At 67.8% G+C, this 17,617-nt stretch carries 16 protein-coding genes and 4 pseudogenes; 10 read left to right on the top strand and 10 right to left on the bottom strand.

Annotated features, from left to right (window positions below; all coding sequences use genetic code 11):
• On the top strand, nt 1–1,476 hold a 1,476-nt coding region (locus IE275_RS44670; RefSeq protein ID WP_189718442.1), incomplete at its 5' end, for an MMPL family transporter.
• On the opposite strand, the pseudogene IE275_RS44665 reads toward IE275_RS44670, so the two are convergent.
• The 4 genes and pseudogenes from IE275_RS44665 to sph form a co-directional block, all read right to left on the bottom strand.
• Nucleotides 1,455–1,894: pseudogene (locus IE275_RS44665) on the bottom strand (transposase); the annotation flags it as partial. The gene IE275_RS44670 and the pseudogene IE275_RS44665 overlap by 22 nt on opposite strands.
• A gap of 22 nt (nt 1,895–1,916) precedes the next feature.
• Nucleotides 1,917–2,039, bottom strand: a pseudogene (locus IE275_RS47470) (transposase); the annotation flags it as partial.
• Nucleotides 2,032–2,898 (bottom strand): thermonuclease family protein, encoded by an 867-nt coding sequence (locus tag IE275_RS44660; protein WP_229871373.1) that lies wholly within the window; start codon nt 2,896–2,898, stop codon nt 2,032–2,034. The pseudogene IE275_RS47470 and the gene IE275_RS44660, both read right to left, overlap by 8 nt.
• Nucleotides 2,899–3,134: 236 nt before the next feature.
• Nucleotides 3,135–3,973 (bottom strand): annotated as a pseudogene (gene sph / locus IE275_RS44655) (sphingomyelin phosphodiesterase); the annotation flags it as partial.
• A 37-nt stretch (nt 3,974–4,010) separates the two neighbouring features.
• Here sph and IE275_RS44650 point away from each other — a divergent pair.
• The 3 genes from IE275_RS44650 to IE275_RS44640 all read left to right on the top strand — a co-directional run bounded on the left by IE275_RS44650 (nt 4,011) and on the right by IE275_RS44640 (nt 7,453).
• Nucleotides 4,011–5,591: a recombinase family protein gene (locus IE275_RS44650; protein ID WP_189718440.1), complete on the top strand. Its 1,581-nt coding sequence runs from the start codon at nt 4,011–4,013 to the stop codon at nt 5,589–5,591.
• Nucleotides 5,592–5,833: 242 nt separating this feature from the next.
• On the top strand, nt 5,834–6,673 hold the full coding sequence (locus tag IE275_RS44645) for an aldo/keto reductase (protein WP_189718439.1): 840 nt from the start codon (nt 5,834–5,836) through the stop codon (nt 6,671–6,673).
• A gap of 315 nt (nt 6,674–6,988) precedes the next feature.
• The gene (locus IE275_RS44640) at nt 6,989–7,453 is read left to right on the top strand and encodes a DUF6174 domain-containing protein (protein ID WP_189718438.1); all 465 of its coding nucleotides are present in this window, start codon (nt 6,989–6,991) and stop codon (nt 7,451–7,453) included.
• A 326-nt stretch (nt 7,454–7,779) separates the two neighbouring features.
• On the opposite strand, the gene IE275_RS44635 is transcribed toward IE275_RS44640, so the two are convergent.
• Nucleotides 7,780–8,517: a DUF4142 domain-containing protein gene (locus IE275_RS44635; RefSeq protein ID WP_189718444.1), complete on the bottom strand. Its 738-nt coding sequence runs from the start codon at nt 8,515–8,517 to the stop codon at nt 7,780–7,782.
• A 599-nt stretch (nt 8,518–9,116) separates the two neighbouring features.
• Nucleotides 9,117–9,248 (bottom strand): hypothetical protein, encoded by a 132-nt coding sequence (locus IE275_RS47030; protein ID WP_268255372.1) that lies wholly within the window; start codon nt 9,246–9,248, stop codon nt 9,117–9,119.
• A gap of 205 nt (nt 9,249–9,453) precedes the next feature.
• On the opposite strand from IE275_RS47030, the gene IE275_RS44630 reads away from it, so the two are divergent.
• On the top strand, nt 9,454–9,894 hold the full coding sequence (locus tag IE275_RS44630) for an OsmC family protein (RefSeq protein WP_189718437.1): 441 nt from the start codon (nt 9,454–9,456) through the stop codon (nt 9,892–9,894).
• A 295-nt stretch (nt 9,895–10,189) separates the two neighbouring features.
• Here the strand turns inward: IE275_RS44630 and IE275_RS44625 are convergent, their stop codons facing one another.
• Entirely contained in the window at nt 10,190–10,498 is a 309-nt protein-coding gene (locus tag IE275_RS44625) for an ABC transporter permease family protein (RefSeq protein WP_189718436.1), read from the bottom strand.
• Nucleotide 10,499: 1 nt separating this feature from the next.
• On the bottom strand, nt 10,500–10,916 hold the full coding sequence (locus IE275_RS44620; RefSeq protein WP_189718435.1) for a hypothetical protein: 417 nt from the start codon (nt 10,914–10,916) through the stop codon (nt 10,500–10,502).
• Between the two features lie 1,234 nt (nt 10,917–12,150).
• Between IE275_RS44620 and IE275_RS44615 the strand changes: the two genes are divergently transcribed.
• Both IE275_RS44615 and IE275_RS44610 read left to right on the top strand, forming a co-directional pair.
• A complete protein-coding gene (locus tag IE275_RS44615; RefSeq protein ID WP_229871370.1) occupies nt 12,151–12,474 on the top strand; it encodes a hypothetical protein in 324 nt (107 codons plus the stop codon).
• Nucleotides 12,475–12,483: 9 nt separating this feature from the next.
• A complete protein-coding gene (locus IE275_RS44610) occupies nt 12,484–13,224 on the top strand; it encodes a type 1 glutamine amidotransferase domain-containing protein (protein WP_189718434.1) in 741 nt (246 codons plus the stop codon).
• 236 nt (nt 13,225–13,460) lie between these two features.
• Here IE275_RS44610 and IE275_RS44600 read toward each other — a convergent pair whose 3' ends face one another.
• Entirely contained in the window at nt 13,461–14,051 is a 591-nt protein-coding gene (locus IE275_RS44600; RefSeq protein WP_189718433.1) for a hypothetical protein, read from the bottom strand.
• Between the two features lie 389 nt (nt 14,052–14,440).
• Between IE275_RS44600 and IE275_RS44595 the strand changes: the two genes are divergently transcribed.
• The 3 genes and pseudogenes from IE275_RS44595 to IE275_RS47465 all read left to right on the top strand — a co-directional run.
• Nucleotides 14,441–14,605, top strand: a complete 165-nt coding sequence (locus IE275_RS44595) for a hypothetical protein (protein ID WP_189718432.1) — start codon at nt 14,441–14,443, stop codon at nt 14,603–14,605.
• Between the two features lie 289 nt (nt 14,606–14,894).
• On the top strand, nt 14,895–15,650 hold the full coding sequence (locus tag IE275_RS44590; RefSeq protein ID WP_189718431.1) for a DUF6193 family natural product biosynthesis protein: 756 nt from the start codon (nt 14,895–14,897) through the stop codon (nt 15,648–15,650).
• Between the two features lie 321 nt (nt 15,651–15,971).
• Nucleotides 15,972–16,118: pseudogene (locus IE275_RS47465) on the top strand (IS5/IS1182 family transposase); the annotation flags it as partial.
• A gap of 986 nt (nt 16,119–17,104) precedes the next feature.
• Here IE275_RS47465 and IE275_RS44585 read toward each other — a convergent pair.
• The gene (locus IE275_RS44585) at nt 17,105–17,440 is read right to left on the bottom strand and encodes a hypothetical protein (protein ID WP_189718430.1); all 336 of its coding nucleotides are present in this window, start codon (nt 17,438–17,440) and stop codon (nt 17,105–17,107) included.
• Between the last annotated feature and the right edge of the window lie 177 nt (nt 17,441–17,617).

Genomic DNA, 17,617 nt, shown 5'->3' with positions numbered 1-17,617 from the left:
AGGCACCGGGAGTACCTCGCGCGCGGGCTCGATCCCCGCGAGGCGGCCGGACGAGCGGTGGCCACGGCGGGGCGGCCGGTGGTCTTCGCCGGCGGCACCGTCGTCGTGTCGATCCTCGGCCTGGCGGTCGCGAACGTGCCGTTCATGACGGTGGGCGGGGTTGCCGTCTCGATCGTCGTCCTGACGATGGTGCTCGCGTCGGTGACGCTGCTGCCGGCCTTCCTCGGCGCGGCGGGCCCGCGGCTGGGCCGGGCCGGCCGGATCGGCCGGGCACTTCGGGCCAGGCGGTCGGGCCGCCTCGGCCGACGGCGGGACACTGCGACGGGCGCCGTCCCCGCCGTCGGGTGGCGACGCTGGCTCGGGCACGTCGGCCGGCACCCGGTGCCGTACGCGGTCGGCGCCGCGGCGCTGCTGCTGACGGCGACGCTGCCCGTGCTCGGCCTGCGCGTCGGCCTGCCCGACGACGGCTCACTGCCGCAAAGCCGTACCGAGCGCCGTGCCTACGACCTCGTCGCCGAAGGATTCGGCCCGGGCACCAACGGTCCCCTCGTCATCGCCGCGGACCCCGCCGGTGATCCGGGAGTGGTGGACCGACTCGTCGCGGGGGTCGCGGCGGATCCGGGGATCGCGTCCGTCGCGCCGGCGCGCATCGACCGGGCCACCGGCGTCGCGACCCTCGTGGTGTTCCCGACCACCAGCCCTCAGGACGAGGCCACGGCCGACACCCTCGCCCGGCTGCGCGCCGAGGTGCTGCCCACGGCGATCGGGCACGGCCCGGCCAGGGCGCACGTCGGCGGGGCCGCCGCGAGCCTGTCCGACGTGGGCCGACGCACCAGCGAACGTCTGCCGGTGTTCGTCGCCGCCGTGCTGGCGCTCTCGTTCCTGCTGCTGATGCTGGTCTTCCGCTCGGTCGTCGTACCGCTCAAGGCGGTGCTGCTGAACCTGCTGAGCATCGGCGCGGCCTACGGCATCATGGTCGCGGTCTTCCAGTGGGGCTGGGGAGGCGCACTCATCGGGCTGGAGGCGACGGTTCCGATCGTGTCGTTCATCCCGATGTTCCTCTTCGCCATCCTGTTCGGCCTGTCGATGGACTACGAGGTGTTCCTCCTCTCCCGCGTACGCGAGGAGTACCTGCGCACCGGCGACAACGGCACGGCGATCGTTGAGGGCGTCTCGCGCACCGCCCGGATCATCACCTCGGCCGCCCTCATCATGGTGGCGGTCTTCCTGTCCTTCGCCGTCGCCGAGGACCCCTCCACCAAAATGTTCGGGCTCGGCCTGGCCACCGCGATCTTCATCGACGCCACGGTCGTACGCATGGTGCTGGTACCGGCGACCATGACACTCCTCGGCCGGACCAACTGGTGGCTGCCGAAGTGGCTGGACCGGATGCTTCCCCGCGGCCCGGTCGGCACCGACGACACCGACGCGGAATCCACGGGTGAGGCCCCGCGTCCACGGCTGGTTGACCGTTGACTCAACTCCTGCCCGCCCTTGTTCCGCTCTTTGGAAAGATCGGCATCGTGGCTGACGGGTCGGCCACCTCTGGAGCCCTTCTTCTTCCGGTTGGCGGCCTGGTCCTTCTTCTCCGGGATGACCGCCTTGATACGGCGTTTGCGCAGGTGGGCGCGGTTTCCGCGGGACGAGTACGCCTTGTCCCCGGTGACCCCGTCCGGCCGGATGCGGGGTCGGCCGACGGCCCGCGTACCCGTACCTTCTTCAGGACGGGGATGAACTGCCGGCTGTCCGCTGCCTGACCTGTGGTCAGGATGAACGCCAGCGGGCGGCACTTGCGGTCGGCGGCGAGGTGGACCTTGCCGGTCTGCCCGCCTCTGGAACCTCCGAGGAAAGCGGCCTTCAGCCGGAGTTTCCGCCGACGCCGGATGCGTCGTCGTACTTCCGGCGCGGAATCACCGCCACTGCCGGAAGCGGTCGTGGACGGTCGACCAGGCGCCGAACTCCGTCGGCATCTCCCGCCACTGCCCGCCCGTCTTGAACCGCCACATCACGCCCTCGGACTGCTGCCGCGCCCTAGTTGGCGCCCACGAGCCTCGGCGACGGCGTCAGGTTGAGCCGGCCCACGGCCTCGGAGACGTCCCGGGGCCAGAGCCACAGCCGGTAGACGGGGTCGACACGGAACCAGTCCTCCGGCCCGTGGAGGACCCGGGTCCGCATATCCACGCAGTACCGCTCCCGCCAGGAGAACAGGTCGCTCGGCCGGAGCTTCTTGTCCCCCTCCACCTTCCTCCTCGTCACCGAGAAGAGGTCCTCGAGCGCGCGGTACTCGTAGGCCAGCAGCGTGGTGGACTTCTCCCAGATGCCGAGCTTGTCCGCCACGGCCTTCTCTGCCGCCGCCAGCATGATCGGAAGGTCGAGCTCGCCGGGAATGGAGGGGTAGATGATGAACGTCGGTGACCAGCCCTTGGTGATCAGGTCCAGGTTGAACGTCGCCCGCTCCTCGCGGGACAACGTGGCCAGCTCCTTGGGCGAGTAGTTGGGCGCGATGTAGGCCAGCAGGCGGTGATTGGGATCGAACGGGCTGTCGGCCATGCGGATGAACAGGTTTCGTGGCGGCTTGCCGGGCCGGGCAAGCCGGTCGTTGATGTTCTTCTCGTTGAATTCCTTGGCAGCGGTGCCCTGCTCGAACTGCAGGCTGCCCGCCTTCCCGGTTTCCAGCTTCGGGAGCACGAACTCGGCCAGCCCCGGGGTGATAGGTGCGACGCCCTGCCGGATCCACTCGGCAAGCTGACCGAAGTTCTGGTCGACCTGTGCCGCGCCCTCCGGTGTCTCGGCCGTCACCTCAGGGGTGTCGACGGAGAGCATGCGAATCGGCATCCGAAAGTTCGGCGTGTCGCCGTCGTGCACATCGACCAGCGGCCGTGAGCCCAGGGCCGGCATGGTGGCACCGGCGGGCGACCACAGAACCTGAACGGGGTCGATCATGACGAAACTCCTTGCCTGGTGTCGGAGTTCGCATGGCCATGAGATGACGTCTTTCCAGCATCGCGCCACCGTCATGCACGTGCAACTTCACGGACGGGCAACCACGGGGCACGAAAGGAGCTTGGGGCAAGCAACGAGGGCGCGCCCACCGCCGTGGACACGCCCTCGTCGTACAAAGGCCAACCATCTGCCTACAGGCCGGAACCGATCACCGGATAGTGGTCGGACAGATTCGTGTACGTGTACGTGGTGCCCCAGCTGGACACCGACCACGGCGCGCTCTGCTCCTTGACCACGTTGTTGCCCCAGTCGGCGGGCCGTGCGTGCCCGGCCCGGTGCAGCACGCAGTCGAGGTCCTCGCGCGGGTCGTCCGGATAGCGGTCCACAGCGATCGAGTTGTCCTGCGTGTCAAAGGAGTACGGGTGTCCGATGCGCGTGTCGGCCGGCGCGAGTCCCGCGTCCGACAGCATCGATGCGTACTCCGGGGTGCGCGAGTCCACGTTGAAGTCCCCCGCGACGACGACCTGTTCGGAGGCCGGAATGTTCTTGGCGTCCAGGAAGGCGTCCATCGCACGGAACTGACGGCCGCGCATCTGGGCCGCCTCGCCCGCACCGCAGCCCGGGTCCGTCGACTGTGCGTGCGTGCCGACGACATGGACCTTCGTGCCGTTCACATTCAGCACGGCGTACACGAATCCCTAGTTCGACCACCAGTCGGCGCCGCAGGCGTCCTTGTAGACGTACTGCTCCTTGCGGACGATCGGCCACTTGCTCAGCACCGTGACACCGCCGTCCTCCGGGGTGGTCGCCGAGTACGCACCACTCGTCGCGTCCCAGCCGCTCTTGCTGCGGCCCATCACGGGTGTCTGGTACGGGTACTGGGCGGTGGCCGCCTGCTGCAGGGCCTCCGACGAGGAGTTGTCGAAGGCCTCCTGGAGGACCACGACGTCATTGCCTGGAAGAACGAGGTCCTCGGTATGACGGAGGCCCGGTGGTCCTGGCCCCAGTTGGGCTAAAGCGTCTTGCTGAACGGTAAGATGGCCTAACTGTAGTCGCGAGGGGGCGGGATGAGTCAGGCTGAAGAGCGGCCGTTCGACGGGTGTGGGAAGTGCTTCGTCGGCGTGCGCCGACTGTCACGCAAGTCGGATGCAACCTGGTCACCGGCACGTCAGCGAGACAACGTCCTGTCGGCCGTCGCCGGTGTGGGAGGCCACATCATAGAGTGGGCGGACGACTGGGAGGTCTCCGGAGCCACGAACCCGATGGAGCGTCCGCAGCTTGGGCCGTGGCTTCGGGGTGCGAAGGGTCCGTACTCCGGGATCGCTGGCGCTGCCGTCGATCGGATCGGGCGAAGCCTCGTCGACTGCCTGAACACCGGATACAAGATGCGCGACGAGGGGAAGCTCCTCGTCACCTACGGCCACAGTGGGCCGTGGGACCTTAACGACCCGACGGACGAGAATCAGTTCATTGCGCAGGCCTGGGGCGCTCAGATGGAGCTCCGTGCCACGGAGGGGCGCAACCGGGACGAGACCGTCAAGGCGCGAGAGCAGGGCCGCAAGCGCGGGAAGCACTCGTACGGATATCGATACGTGCGCCTCCACGCGAAGGCGGTAATCGATCACGTCGCCCTCGATCAGGGGGAAGACTTCCCCGAGGAGATCCGCGAGCGTGAGAACGCGTTCAAGAATCTTCGGGACGTAGCGGAACGGATCCTCAATGACCAGACAGGCGAAGTCACCGAGCACAGTGAAGCGGCTCGCCTGACTCGCGCCGGCGTCTATTCGCCCGCAGACCACGAGCGCGTAATGAGCGGGCAAGAGCCGCGCGGGGGACCGTGGGACGGGGCGGCAGTGCGGAGGATGCTTCTCTCTGAGGCAGCTCTCGGCCATCTGATGCACAACGGAAATTGCGTCGTCGATGAGAAGGGAATGCCGAAGCGTGTTGCGCCCGCGATGTGGAACCGCGCTACCCACGAGGCGCTGAAGAAGAAACTCGCGCGGAAGAAGCCAAGAGGGGAGCGCGCACAGTCGGGAATTCACCTCCTCTCGTCCCTGGCGATTTGCGGAGTCTGCAAGTACCGCCAATACCGGACGGGTAGTCCGGTCGCTATGACGTGCACCTCGCGACGCAAAGGTCTCACCGACTGCAAGCCGTCGCCCACGATCTACGTCGAATACCTGGAGGAGGGGCTCACCGAATGGTTCCTGGGGACGTACGGCGACCACAAATTCATGGAGAAGGTGTTCGACCCCGGGAACGGCGTGGAGGAGGAGCTCGCCGAGAAGGTCGCCGCGCGCAACCGACTCCGTGACGACCGCAACGCAGGGCTGTACGACGACGAAGACGACGCAGAGTGGTACCGGGAGCGATACAGCGCGCTAGCGGCCGACATCAAGCGGCTCCGGGCGACGCCAGTACGGCCCGCGGGCATGGTCGAGCGACCCACAGGGGAGACCGTAGCGTCGAAATGGGCGGAGGCCGCGGACGACGGAGAGCGTCGGCAGATGCTCCACGAGTTCGGCGTGACGGTGGAGGTATTCCCAGAAGGGCACTCGCGGCGATGGAGGCCGCTCGTGGGCGGCGAGGACCCTGACGCTGACATCGCTGCGTCCATCGACGCCATGCGCGCACGAGCCGCTAGGTAGCAACCTCAGCACGAGAGCCCCGTTGGGTACGTTCCGACGGGGCTTCGTCATTCCGCGCGCCTGCCGGTGGTGCGCCCCTCCGCGATCTATTGGGCACGTGCCCGGCTGACACCCAGCTCCGCACCCACGTCTGCGATCAGGTAGCTGCTGGCCTGATCGGTGGCCGATCTCTGCTGGTAGACGCTGGCCGTGGCCAACCGCACTGTTAGCGTTGCTGCTTGAGTGAGGGGGGAAGACAGCGCGTGACATCGACTGCGTTTTGTATCGGCGGGGATCTGAAAGTACGGCGGTTGGGCTTCGGGGCCATGCACTTGCCGACGGAACCGGGCCGGGGCCGCGAAACCTCTCTCACGGTCGCCCGGAGGGCCGTCGAGCTGGGTGTCACGCTGATCGACACCGCGCATCTCTATGGCGGGGGAGCCAATGAGGAACTCTTGGCCGAGGCCCTGCACCCCTACCCGGATGAACTCCTGATCACCACCAAAGTTGGCGTCGCTCGATCGGGCCCCTCGGGCGAGTGGAAGCTCGACGGGCGGCCGGCCGTGCTGCGGGAGCAGGTCGAGCAGGCGCTCCGCCGACTGCGTGTCGAGCGGATCGAGCTTCTTCAACTGCACCGCATCGACCCCGAAACACCGCTCGCCGACCAGGCAGGCGCGCTGCGGGACCTGCAGGCTGAGGGCAAGATCGGCCGGATCGGACTGTCCGAGGTCACCGTCGACGAACTCGACCAGGCACGGGAGATCGTCGATGTCGCGAGCGTGCAGAACCGATACAACCTGCTCGACCGCGAGCACGAGCCCGTGCTCGCGGCCTGCGAAGCGGCAGGAATCGCGTTCCTGCCATGGCGACCCGTCGCCTGGGGCAATTCAGGGGCGAAGGCCGAGGTCGCTTCCGTGGCGACCGAACTCGACGCCACTCCCACGCAGGTCGCGCTCGCCTGGCTCCTCGGCCACTCACCCGTCATCCTCCCGATCCCTGGCACCGCCCGGATCGATCACCTGGAGGAGAACCTCACCGCGGAGTGTCTCGAATTGACCCCGGCGCATCGCGATCGCCTCGACCGGCTGCCCGAAGTGGCATAGGGCTCCGGTCCCTTCGGGCCCGGTAAGTTCGCCGTCTCGGCGGCCGCCCAGCGCGAGATGGAGCCGACGAGGACGACGGCGTGTCCTCCGGCGCCCTGGTCGGAGTGATCGTCGTCGCCTTGCTCGTGCTCGGCGGCGGGGCCTGGTGGACGGTCAAGCGCCGGGCGGACTTATCAGGCGAGAGCTGACGCGCACCGCGCACGGCGGGCCTGGGGCGGCGGCACCGCGCACCGCCCCAGGCGCCGAACGGGCACCATCGTGAACGTTCTCCAGCCGCCCGGCGTCACAGGGATAGCCGACCCCGAGGAGGTCACCATGACCGCCGGACGTTTCCGAGCCCGATGCGCGGCCACGGCTGCCCTGCTCGGCGCCCTGATGGGCGCGACCGCAGCCTGCGGCTCATCGCAATCCGCAGAGTCGGCTGGGATCGAGCCGACGGGCACCTGGGAGGAACCCGCCTCGTACGTCTACACGCTGACGTCGAGCACCCAGGTCCTAGCGGGGACCTTCCGGGTAGAGGTGCGAAACAGCAAGGTGACGAAGGTGATCGGACTCGACGAGGACAGCCGACGGCAGGTTCGGGACCTGCCGAACGAAGTGCCCACGATCGGCCAGCTGTTGAAGACCCTGGATCGAGCCCGGAGCGAGGACGCGGACGAGGCGGAGGCGGACTACGCCGCCGACGGGCTCCCCGTGCGGATCTCCCTGGACTGGGACAAGAACTCCATCGACGACGAAGCCCTGTACACGATCAGCTCGTACGAACCGACCCCCGGCTAGGGCGACTCGCCGTTCCCGGAGGCAGCGATCCGCGGGCGACCGGACCTGTCGGTGAACTGGAAGGCGGACAGCGACGGAACGGCGATGCGCCAGAACGACTGCTGAAGCGCAACTCGGCGCATGCAGCACTCAGTTTCTTACGGGGTCGGTTGTTCAGCCTCTGCCCGATCGTACGACGGCCGGTGCAACGAATCGGGGCAGGCGTGGGTCGGAGCGGCCCGATCCGAATGCCTGGCGGCGAGATGCAGATCCGCATCGGGCGTGGTGACCACCACGTGCTACTCCGTGCATCCCGAGACGATCAGACGCACCATCACCGTGCTCAATCAGCTGCCGCCGGCAGGCAAGCCGTTCATGGCCGGGCCCAGATCTGCCGGGGTGGAGGTGGCGTTCGGCGGCGGGGGGAGAACGACCAGCGGCTGACCGGCGGGCGGGACCGGTGGAGTCATGTCGGACTTGGGCAGCTTCGGCGGGGTGGTCTGGGTGAACAGCGTGGTGTCGAAGTCGACCAGGCCCGTCTTCTCCATCACGGTGATGTGGTCCAGGACGGTGTCGTTGGCCTGGTCGGCCAGCGTGCGCACCAGCGTGTTCTTCGTCGTCGAGCGGACCTTCGCCACGGTGTTGAAGATCGATCCGTGTGTCATACGCAGGATGTTGGCGAAGTCGACGTCGAACTGTTTGCCCTGAGCCGTTTTGAGGGTGGTGACGAATCCTTCCTGCTGCGGACTGGCTATGTTGGGCAGCGTCACGTTGAGGAGCGGCGCGATCTTGCGGCATGTCTCGTCCAGCGCCGCGTGCCCGTCGACCAGGTGCTGGCTGGCAGTGCGGACTTCCTTGCTCTGCCCCTTCTGGAGGCCGATCAGCCCCACCGGATGCTCCCACAGGCCTGCCGCGCGCACCGCGACCACGAACGCACGGTCGCTTTCAGTGAACGGTCCCCACTGGGTGTTGGCGATGAGGCGGTCGCCAGATGTAGAAACTGCGTCCAGACCGAGCATCGACGGGTACGCGAGGGCGCTCACCGTCAGGGTCAGCGCACCCCCTACGACGACAGTGCCGATCATGTTTCGGGAAATTTGCACTATTCCTCCTGCCCGTCAGGGAATGAGCGCTGATGTGCCACCGCCCGGCTGGGGTGGACGAACTGGGTTACGGGCACAGCGCCGTTCGTACTCAACAGAGTTGCCAAGTTTCATGGCCGGAGCACAGGAAGAGTGAAAAGGTCTGAGCCGAAGCCGGCTACTTGGCACCGAGGGCTGCCCGTCATATTCGGGGCCGGAGCGGGATCCGCTGTCTGCGGCCGAGCCAGCGTGGCTCTGGCATGAATAGTGGTTCTGGATCACCTTCCGGGCTCTGTTTGGGGGTAGTTGGGTTGCTATCAGGCGTGCTGGGTGGGGTTCAGGTTGCGGACCTTCTACTGCCTGGCGTCGGGGCGAGGGTTGACAAGTTGGTGCTGACGGATGCGGAGGCCCGAGTCGCCGTGCGATCACAGGTCGCGTCGGCGGCCTGCTCTGGATGCGTCCCACGGCTTGGAGCCGGGCGATCGCGTTCGTGCACTCCTGGTGCAGACGTGGGTCGTGCTTCGCCAGGTGGGCGAGGTGCGTGGCCTCGTACTCCGCGAAGCCGGTCAGCCTGCCCGCGTCGATGCCCTCGACGGCGAGCGTCAACAGTCGCTGTCGTCCGCCGTCCGCTCTGCCGCCCGGGCAGAGCACAGACCCGCCTCCTCGGCCACATTGGCGCGGAACCAGCCGCGCACCACCTCCTGGTCCGCGGGCAGTTGTGCGGCACGCAACACGTAGCCTGGTCCACGGCAGGGCGTGACACGGCCTGCGGGCCATTGCCTCGGCGGTGCTCCGACTGGACGGCTTCACCGCCACGCACGGCGTCTGCCCGCCACCGCATCCGCGGCCCGGCCGCCGGTGCCGCGGTCCCCAGTACTCGGTGTACCGGCGGGCGCGGCATGAGGACCGTCCGTGGCGTGTGACAGTACTGTCGTCGCCATGACTGACAATTCGCTGCGTTCTGTCACCATCGAGCGGGCCGGCCCGGGCCGGTTCACCGCGACGAATGCCCGCGGGGGCACGCTGCACTTCGGCACCGGCGAGGGTGCAGACTTCACCCCGGTCGAGTTGTTCCTCGCGGCGATCGGCGGCTGTACCGCGGCCGACGTGGAGGTCGCAACGACTCGTCACGAGGAACCGACCACGTTCTCCGTCACCGTGACCGGCAGCAAGGTCGAGAACGAGAGCGGCAACCGGATGTCGGACCTCGAGGTCACTTTCTCCGTCGCGTTCCCGGACGGGCCGTCAGGGGAGCGCGCCCGCACCATCCTGCCCCGAGCCGTGCAGGCGTCGCACGACCGGCTGTGCACGGTCAGCCGCACCGTCGAGGCAGGCACACCGGTGGGCGTGACCGTATCCGACAGGACGGACGGCGCCTGACTGAGGCTGATTCTTTGGAGTGGACCCACTGCGGGCACCGGGTGGGGAATGTGGTCGGGGGTGCGACATCTGTTGCGTCAAGGGTTGCGATATCCGTCGGGCTGGATGTCCCCAGGCGCGGTTTCTACGAGGACCCTGGGCACGTGGCTCTCCTGCTTGCGCCGCCCCAGTGTCCGTGCGGCGGCTGCGTCGGGAGACGCGGCGGCCGCCGCGTACCGCTTCCATCGGGAAGGTGACGTCCCCCCGGCCCCCCGAGGCGCTCATCGCCGGCGGCTCGGGGCGGTCCACGAGGCCTTCAGCTGCCGGGACCCTGCGGGTACGTCTGGACGATGTATGTCCAGCGGGCCGAGCCCATGGCCAGGAAGACCACGGCCGGTGCCAGCCACCAGCGGCTGAGGGACCGCCGACGCACGGGGAACAGGCCGATGAGGAAGGTGAGGACGAGGGTGATCAGCAGCGCCGACGCGAACTCGATGGCCGTCAGCGTCGACTCGTCCCAGACGCCTTGCGGCTGGATGGTCAGCGCCCCGTACGCGACATAGGCATTGAGCAGGTAGGCGAGGACGAGGGCCACTCCCCAGGGGCCTCGCAACAGGCCGGTCATATCAGGGCACTCCTCGCGTCATCCAGATTTCTGTCGAAATTGCGGCCGTGGGCCTGGGCCCGTCATCCTGCCAGTAGGGGCCGCCGTTGTGGCGGGCGGGGAGTTCCTGGTGCTGCTCCCGCGTCATCTGGTCCGCCGGCACGTCGGCGAAGCCACTCGCCTTCTTGAGCATGGCCAGGTACTCGGAGGCGATGAAGATGTTCTGCCCGGGGTCCCGGAGGCAGGCCTCGATGGTGTCCCGCTGTCCGTCCGTGAGGTTCGCCGGGTCGTACCCCAGGACCTCCGCGGCCCGTCGCACCTGGATGGCGATGGACCCGAAGGACGGCTCGTCGGGGGAGCCGCCGAGCCGCGACGGCAGATTCTCCGGGGGTGGTGTCCAGCTGGCCGTCCTCGGCGAGACCGCGGATGATGTCGACACCGTCGCCCATCCAGGCCCGCTGTCCGCCCACCTCCTGCCAGGTGATGCCCGCGACCATGTCGGGCGGCAGGCCGGATCGTTGCGCCGCCGTGTTGATGACCTCCTTCTTCGCCGCGATCCACTCGCGGCCTTCCTTGGCGTTCCTCGGCACGGCCCAGTAGGCGCCGGTGGCCTCGGGCAGCCCGGTCAGGCGCATCCTGATGTCCGCGAGGGACGCCGACACGTCGTCCTTGCCCACGGCCTTGGTGACCTCGGCCTTGGTCCCGCTGCCGGGGAGATGCGTGGGCGGATCCCGGCCGGCTTCGGCGGCTTCGGCCGGCAGCGCGGGGATGGCGTCGATCAGGCTCTTGGCGTCCATGAAGTCACCGCTTTGGAAGTCGGGGAGGGCCTTGTAGGCGGTGTCCAGTGCCGCCGTGCACGCGTCCCGGGCCTTGCCCCCCCCACCGTCTTGGCACGGTGGTAGGCCGCACCGGCCTGATCGTGGGCGCGGTTTGCGTCGTCCTTGATGTCGTCGATGTCCACCGTCGGCTCCGCGGCCCAGTCCAGGAAGCCGGTCGTACCCCGCAGGTCCTCACACTGGCGCATGGGCCCGGCTTCCCGTGCCTGACGGGTCACGGTGTCCGCGGCCTGGGACACGAGGCCGGCCAGCGTCTGTTCCGTCGCCTTGCCGTCCGACTAGTGGGACTTGGCGGTCTCGAGCGCCGACGCGTGGCGCAGGAGTGCGCTCTGCGCCTCGTCGTAGCCGTCGGCGAGGTGCGTGATCAGTTCCATGGTGGTCACGGACGGCGAAAACCGCATGCCGTGGTGCGGCCCAGCACATGCCGCAAGCCGCACTGACATCACCCACGCCCGCTAGTCGGGGCTGGTCAGGCTCTTGGCCGGCGAGCCCGCTGTTGGGATTCTCGCCGATGCGGGCTATCAGGGACTGGGTGCTCAGACCGGCGGGAAGTAATCGTCGGCTTGCTGTCCTACTACCAGGCCGTGGACCTGAAGCCGCCACGGCGGACGTGAACCCGGGCCACACCGAAGTTCGCGACGTCTCACCGCCTACCGTGCACGAGCTCGTTGGTGAACAGAGCCCGGCATCATCACGACGAGTTCGTACAACGCCGCCGGAGAGGCCAGGACGGCGACGGACCCGGTCGGCACGACCACGTTCGACTACGAGGGTCTGGGCCGCCGGACGGAGACGACGGACGCGACGAACCGGCGCACCACGGCGGCATACGACGCCGTGGGCAATGTCACCGCGACCACCGACTACGGCACGGGCACCACCGCAGCGCTGCGCACGGCGACTGCCGAGTACGACATGGAAGGCAACCGCACGGCGGCCATCGCCGCGCAGACGAACGCCCGCACGACCTACACTTACGACGCGCTGGGCCGGATGACGGGCCAGGTGGAACCGGTCTCCTGTGCGCGTTCCGTACGGGCCGGCGGCGGCCACGGTCGTGCGGCCCGGGCCGGCGCGGCTCCTCGACTGGCCGTGTGGCCAATCGGCGGGACTTCACGTTCAGTTGGGCTGAGTACCTTCGCCGGGACCGCGGTGTGGTAAGCACCAGGCATGCGTATTCTTCTCCCGCTGCCCGACCGGGACTTCGACGTCACGGAGGTGGCGGTCCCCTGGCGGATGTTGCGTGATGCCGGGCACGACGTGGTGTTTGCAACGGAGTACGGCGGCTCCCCGCCGCAGGCGGACCCGCTACTGCTGGGCGGTGTGGTGTTCGGGCAGCTCGGCGCGGAGCCGGAGCCGAAGGAGTTCTACCGAGAACTGACCGGCGAGGCCGGCTTCCGGGCTCCGCTCGCTTGGGACGTTGTGGAACCGGAGGAGTACGACGGCCTGCTCCTGCCCGGCGGGCACGCACCTGGTATGCGTCAATACCTGGGCTCTCGTGCCCTGCATACGAAGGTCGCCCGATTCTGGGCGACGGGCCGACCGGTTGGCGCCATCTGCCACGGCGTCCTCGTGCTCGCCCGCACCATCGATCCAGAAACCGGCCGTAGCGTCATCGCCGGCCGACGCACGACGTGTCTGCCCAAATACATGGAGCGTGGCGCCTACTACCTCACTGCATGGCGGCGCGGACGCTACTACCGTACGTATCCGGCGTACGTCCAAGACGAGGTGGTCGCCGTGCTCGACGACCCTCGTCACTTCGAGCGCGGGCCGGTCGAGATGCGCCGACGCGGTACGGCCTCGGACGACACCGCGGCCTTCGTGGTCCAGGACGGCAACTACCTTTCCGCACGCTGGCCCGGCGACGCCTACCTCTTCGCCCGGCGCTTCATCGCCATGCTGGCGTAGCCCGCGCGGCCGGTGCGGCCATCCCGAACGCCCTGGCGATCGCGGCAACCGATTGACGGAGTCAACGGCAGCACCCTCACCAGGGCCGTCCACCAAGTCCAGCCCCTCCTGGCCGAACACGGCTCCACGGTTCCGCCCTCGACAGCCAGGTTCCTGACGCCCGCTGACGTCACAGAGTTCCCCTCGCCGAACAGCCCCACAGAGATCAAATCAGCATGTTGATTCCCAGCGAGCCCTTAGTCCGGCGCGGACCCGCACCCCTCGACCGCCTTTTCCTGGCGCTTTCCTACGACTCGGCCCACATATCCCTCGGTGAGGTCTTCGCTGAACGTTTCCGATAGCTCCTCGTCCTGGCTCAGTTGGTCCACCGTGCGGAGCCACTCCACGGAGTTTCGATCGATGAAGGGAATCATCAGCCGGCCGGCATTCACCATTTTCCGCCACTTGCCTGAGTCCGGATCTTGGTACTGCATGTTGCGCCCGAAGATGACCCATTCAGTGCACGGGGCCATGGAGCGATTCTCGAACTGGACCCCGACGCTCTTCGAGTTGATCCCGTCAGGCAGCATCACCTGCATCTCCATGAGCATGAAGAACTGCGGAATGGGGTCAGGTGACCTGTTGATGAGGTGCAGTTCGTAGCTGTCCTGTGGATCCGAAGACACATAGTCGAAGTGCTGCCAGAAGGAGAAGCGCGACGCCTGGCTTCGCTCCTCGCGATCTGCGTCCTCACGCGACTGATCAAGCTGGTCCTTCGCAATCTCGGCAGAGTAGTAGGTTGCGACACCGGTGAAGAGCAGCGTGCCGATTCCGGCGATGATCGCCACGATGGTGCCCAGCCTGGTCCAGTCGACTCGGATCCACCGATCGCTGCGAGACTGCCGATTACCCCGTACTCGCCGCGGCCTTGGCCGTTGCCGGGTCATTCGTATGTGTGACCGACTCTGCACCATCAGCCCCCGCTTCAGGAGTTGCCCGCATCCTCGAGGCTACAACGGCTAACAGAATGGGCGCCGGGAAGGCACCTGAGACCGTTTCCCATACGGTGAGGCGAACGAGTCGTTTGTAGCAGCAGAGAGTATTGGGAAGCCCGGCAGTGTCGACCAATACCGGAAGGGCCACCGCCCCGTGTGTCCGGCTCGCTCCCTGGCCCCCGCGCCGGGCGGAGTGATCACGCTCCAGGCGGTCTGCCTGCCCGAGTGAACCGGAGACGCTCATGTGGTTCGCTGAAATCGGCGGCCACCCCTACGACGATCCCAACAACCCGCCCGAATGGACCTGGCACATCGGCTACCTCGAACTCCTCTACCACCGCGGCCTGATGACGCTCACCCAGTCCCGGGCACCAGCTCTACTCCGTCCGCGACCCCCGGCCAATTGATGCCGCCTCTGCCACGGCAGCGGGCACCTGCCCCGGCCGGACAACTACGGCGACCAGCCGCCGACCTGCCCACTCTGCCCCGCCCGACGGGTCCTGATCGAGCACGCCCCGCTGAGGCCCGTGCGCACCTTGGACCAGTCCCCACCCCAGCCGGCCCGACACCCCGCCAGCTCGGAATACCCGCGACAGCCACGCTGCTTCCCCTCGTCGAGGTCCGGCACAGCAAACAGTCGGCGGAGAACTGCGAAGAGCCCGTTCACAACCGGCGGCACCAACTGGAGGACGAAGCGTGACGTCTCAACCTGTCCCGAACCTGGCCAGTCTCTATCCCGAACTCGGCCAGGACGGCACTCTCCAGATCGTCCTGCAGAAAGCCGTTCACCAGGCCGGATATCGGTTCGACGTGCTTCCCGAACGAGCCCCGGGGTGGAAGCGATCAGGAGCCCGGGCGGACAGCGGCAACCGGACGACGAGCACGCACCTGGGCATCCAGGACCGCTGCTTCGGCATGAGCTTCTGGGAACGCGGTGTCGCGATGGCCAAGGGCACGACAACCAGTTTGGACGAGGCCGCCATGGCTACCGGGGTCTGGCAGTCCGGCGCCAACTTGGAAGATCTGCGATCCGCATGCCAGTTCGTCCACTATGGCCCGCTCGCCGAGGCGCATGAGCGCGGCACCGCAGTCGAGACCATGTGGATGATCTACCGTCAGACTGCGGCGCCACACGTCGACCACGACCTTATCGAGGCCGCTTACGCCCAGCCACAGCTGCGAGCCCTGTTCCCCTTCCACAGCCACAGGTCGCTGAACTTCAGTCGCTGCACCGGATTCCCCTACACCAACGACGTTCCAGTGGTCACTCCCGTGGACGGGAAATACCGAGTCACCTGGTGGAAGACTCGCTCACCTCACGGACCAGCGGACATCGGAGAAACTGATAACCCGCGTGACGCGGTCGCCTTGGTCGTCGCCCACCTTCCCCCCGAATGTGGGCCGGCAGTCCCTGGCACTGCCGATGACCTTGACAAGTCAGATTCCACATAATGTGCGGGAAGATGTCGCGCAGGTCATGCTCGGGCGGCCGCTGAAGTCCCGGGCCATGCCGCGGGGCTCGAAGCGCTAGGCCGCCGGCACCGGCTCGCTCAACTCCCGGTGGACATCGGACAGATCACTAGCGGGACTGTCTCCCAGGCGGATCAGCTGAAGGGCCGGTGCCGGGCATGATCGTCCGTAGCCGACTGGGTACGTGCACGTGCACGCCGACAGTGCTAGCCCTGGCCGCGCCCAGGAGAGCCTTCAGGGCGAACCGGCGCAGGGCACCTCAGGAGGTGCTTGAGCGACCAGCGATCTGAGTGGAGGTAGGCAGGCCCAAAGGCCGAAGCCCCCGCCTGGCGGGAGTCAGACCTGCCGGCCAAGGCCGCCGGAACCACGGTGATCGCAAACGGCGCCTACCTCGGCACCGGCCGGTTCGTCCCGCATCGCAGAAGGGCCGGACGGCCCCTGCCGCGCGGCCCAGGAAGACGCGCACGGACGGTACCCCCTTCACCGGAAGGGGGTGTGGCCAGTGACGACCGACGAGGCGGAAAGCCGAGCACGCGCGCAGAACAGCGCCTGGATCAGGACCTGGATGAGGCTTCGACCGCCTTCATCCTGCAGTCCGGGCACCTTCCCGATCTCCTCCTCGCGACAAAGAGATGCCGATAGGCCGTCACCTGGTGCTGCGGGATGCCGCAGAGCGTCGCGTCATCCGCCAAGGCGTGCTCCGGAGCCGGCGCGCTTGTCTCTCTGCACGCGGAGAAACGCGTCTGAACGAGCCCGAGCGTGTAGGTCAAGGACCGGAGGCGGTGACGAAGCTGCGGCATGGCCACCACCCTCGCACATGGCCCGATGAAGTCGAAGAGACAGGATCCGGCCCCGGCCCCGGCCCCGTACCCGGCCACGCGCCCTATCGGCCCGCCAACCCGCCCGCCGGGTGGGGGCATCACCACTCCATGCTCCTGCCGTGCGCCACCTTTCGCCCCGTGCGGCACCACACACGTCACCTGATCATTCGGCAGCCTGCACCGCGCCCGGGCCCCGGGTCTTACCAACTGCGCGGGCCCCGAGGGCCTTCTCGCGCCGGTGTCGCTGTCCCCGTTCCGTGAACGGGGGAGCGCGTCATCGGCCGCCTCGCCTACTCGGGGCCTGCTGGCCTCGGTGGACGTGTCGCCTGCGACGATGCGCCCGTGAGCCCGTCACCGGCATGAAGCGGATGCCCACCGGAGCCCTCCCGTCCGGCCCGATCGCCACCTCCCGCTCCCGCTCGGACAGAATGCGCCAGCGCAGCACCTCGGCCTCTGGTCAGCTGTGCACTCGGCAGGATTCGAACCTGAGACCCTCTGATCCGTAGCCCTGTAGAGATCGCTCATTGGAGGTCATACAGGCAGCGGGGCGGATGTGGCGGCCGGTGATGGGCGCCGGCGGTTGCTGGGGTTGCGTTACTCCGTTGAGGTAGCGCATCACAGATCCACTCGGGACTCCGTCTCCGGGATCGCCTGTCGCAGCACGACATGGGCCGGCCTGAACGGCAGACCGCGAAGGGTCGGCTCCATGACCTTGAAGAGCGCCGCCGCATCCGCCCCGTAGGCGTACAGCACGACTTCGCCTCCGCCGAACTCGTTCCCGTCCACTTCACCGACTCCCGCCTCTTCGACAGCGGCCGTCATGGTGCGCTCAGCGTCAAAGATCGCCTCCCGCTCGGCACGCGAGCCGTACTGGTCGTCGCTCAGGCGGTAGCGAGCAATGACGGCTTCTTCTGGTGTCTCCGGTTCGGGAAGATCAGAGAGTGTGTTCATGGGGGCACGATCCCACCAGCCTCTGACATCGCACCCACGGTGCACGCTTTCCCACTGTGGTGGTGCCGACCCCGGCCGAGTACAGGGCTGTTCACCTGCATTCACGGATGATCGGCGGCCCGTGTCGGCGACGCTTGAAATGTGAGCCGATTCCGGCGGGTGAAAAATGACCCCCCA

The sequence above is a fragment of the Streptomyces phaeofaciens genome, from assembly GCF_014648915.1.
Lineage (GTDB): Bacteria > Actinomycetota > Actinomycetes > Streptomycetales > Streptomycetaceae > Streptomyces > Streptomyces phaeofaciens.
The sequence above is the reverse complement of the archived record's forward strand: the minus strand, read 5'-3'. Positions and strand labels throughout refer to the sequence as shown.

Excerpts from the sequence above, each read along its gene's own strand:
- IE275_RS44595 (WP_189718432.1), top strand. The coding sequence starts at position 14,441 with ATGTGGTTCGCTGAAATCGGCGGCCACCCCTACGACGATCCCAACAAC.
- IE275_RS44650 (WP_189718440.1), top strand. The coding sequence starts at position 4,011 with ATGAGTCAGGCTGAAGAGCGGCCGTTCGACGGGTGTGGGAAGTGCTTC.
- IE275_RS44640 (WP_189718438.1), top strand. The coding sequence starts at position 6,989 with ATGACCGCCGGACGTTTCCGAGCCCGATGCGCGGCCACGGCTGCCCTG.
- IE275_RS44630 (WP_189718437.1), top strand. The coding sequence starts at position 9,454 with ATGACTGACAATTCGCTGCGTTCTGTCACCATCGAGCGGGCCGGCCCG.
- IE275_RS44660 (WP_229871373.1), bottom strand. The coding sequence starts at position 2,898 with ATGCCGGCCCTGGGCTCACGGCCGCTGGTCGATGTGCACGACGGCGAC.
- IE275_RS44585 (WP_189718430.1), bottom strand. The coding sequence starts at position 17,440 with ATGAACACACTCTCTGATCTTCCCGAACCGGAGACACCAGAAGAAGCC.
- IE275_RS44635 (WP_189718444.1), bottom strand. The coding sequence starts at position 8,517 with ATGATCGGCACTGTCGTCGTAGGGGGTGCGCTGACCCTGACGGTGAGC.
- IE275_RS44625 (WP_189718436.1), bottom strand. The coding sequence starts at position 10,498 with ATGACCGGCCTGTTGCGAGGCCCCTGGGGAGTGGCCCTCGTCCTCGCC.
- IE275_RS44610 (WP_189718434.1), top strand. The coding sequence starts at position 12,484 with ATGCGTATTCTTCTCCCGCTGCCCGACCGGGACTTCGACGTCACGGAG.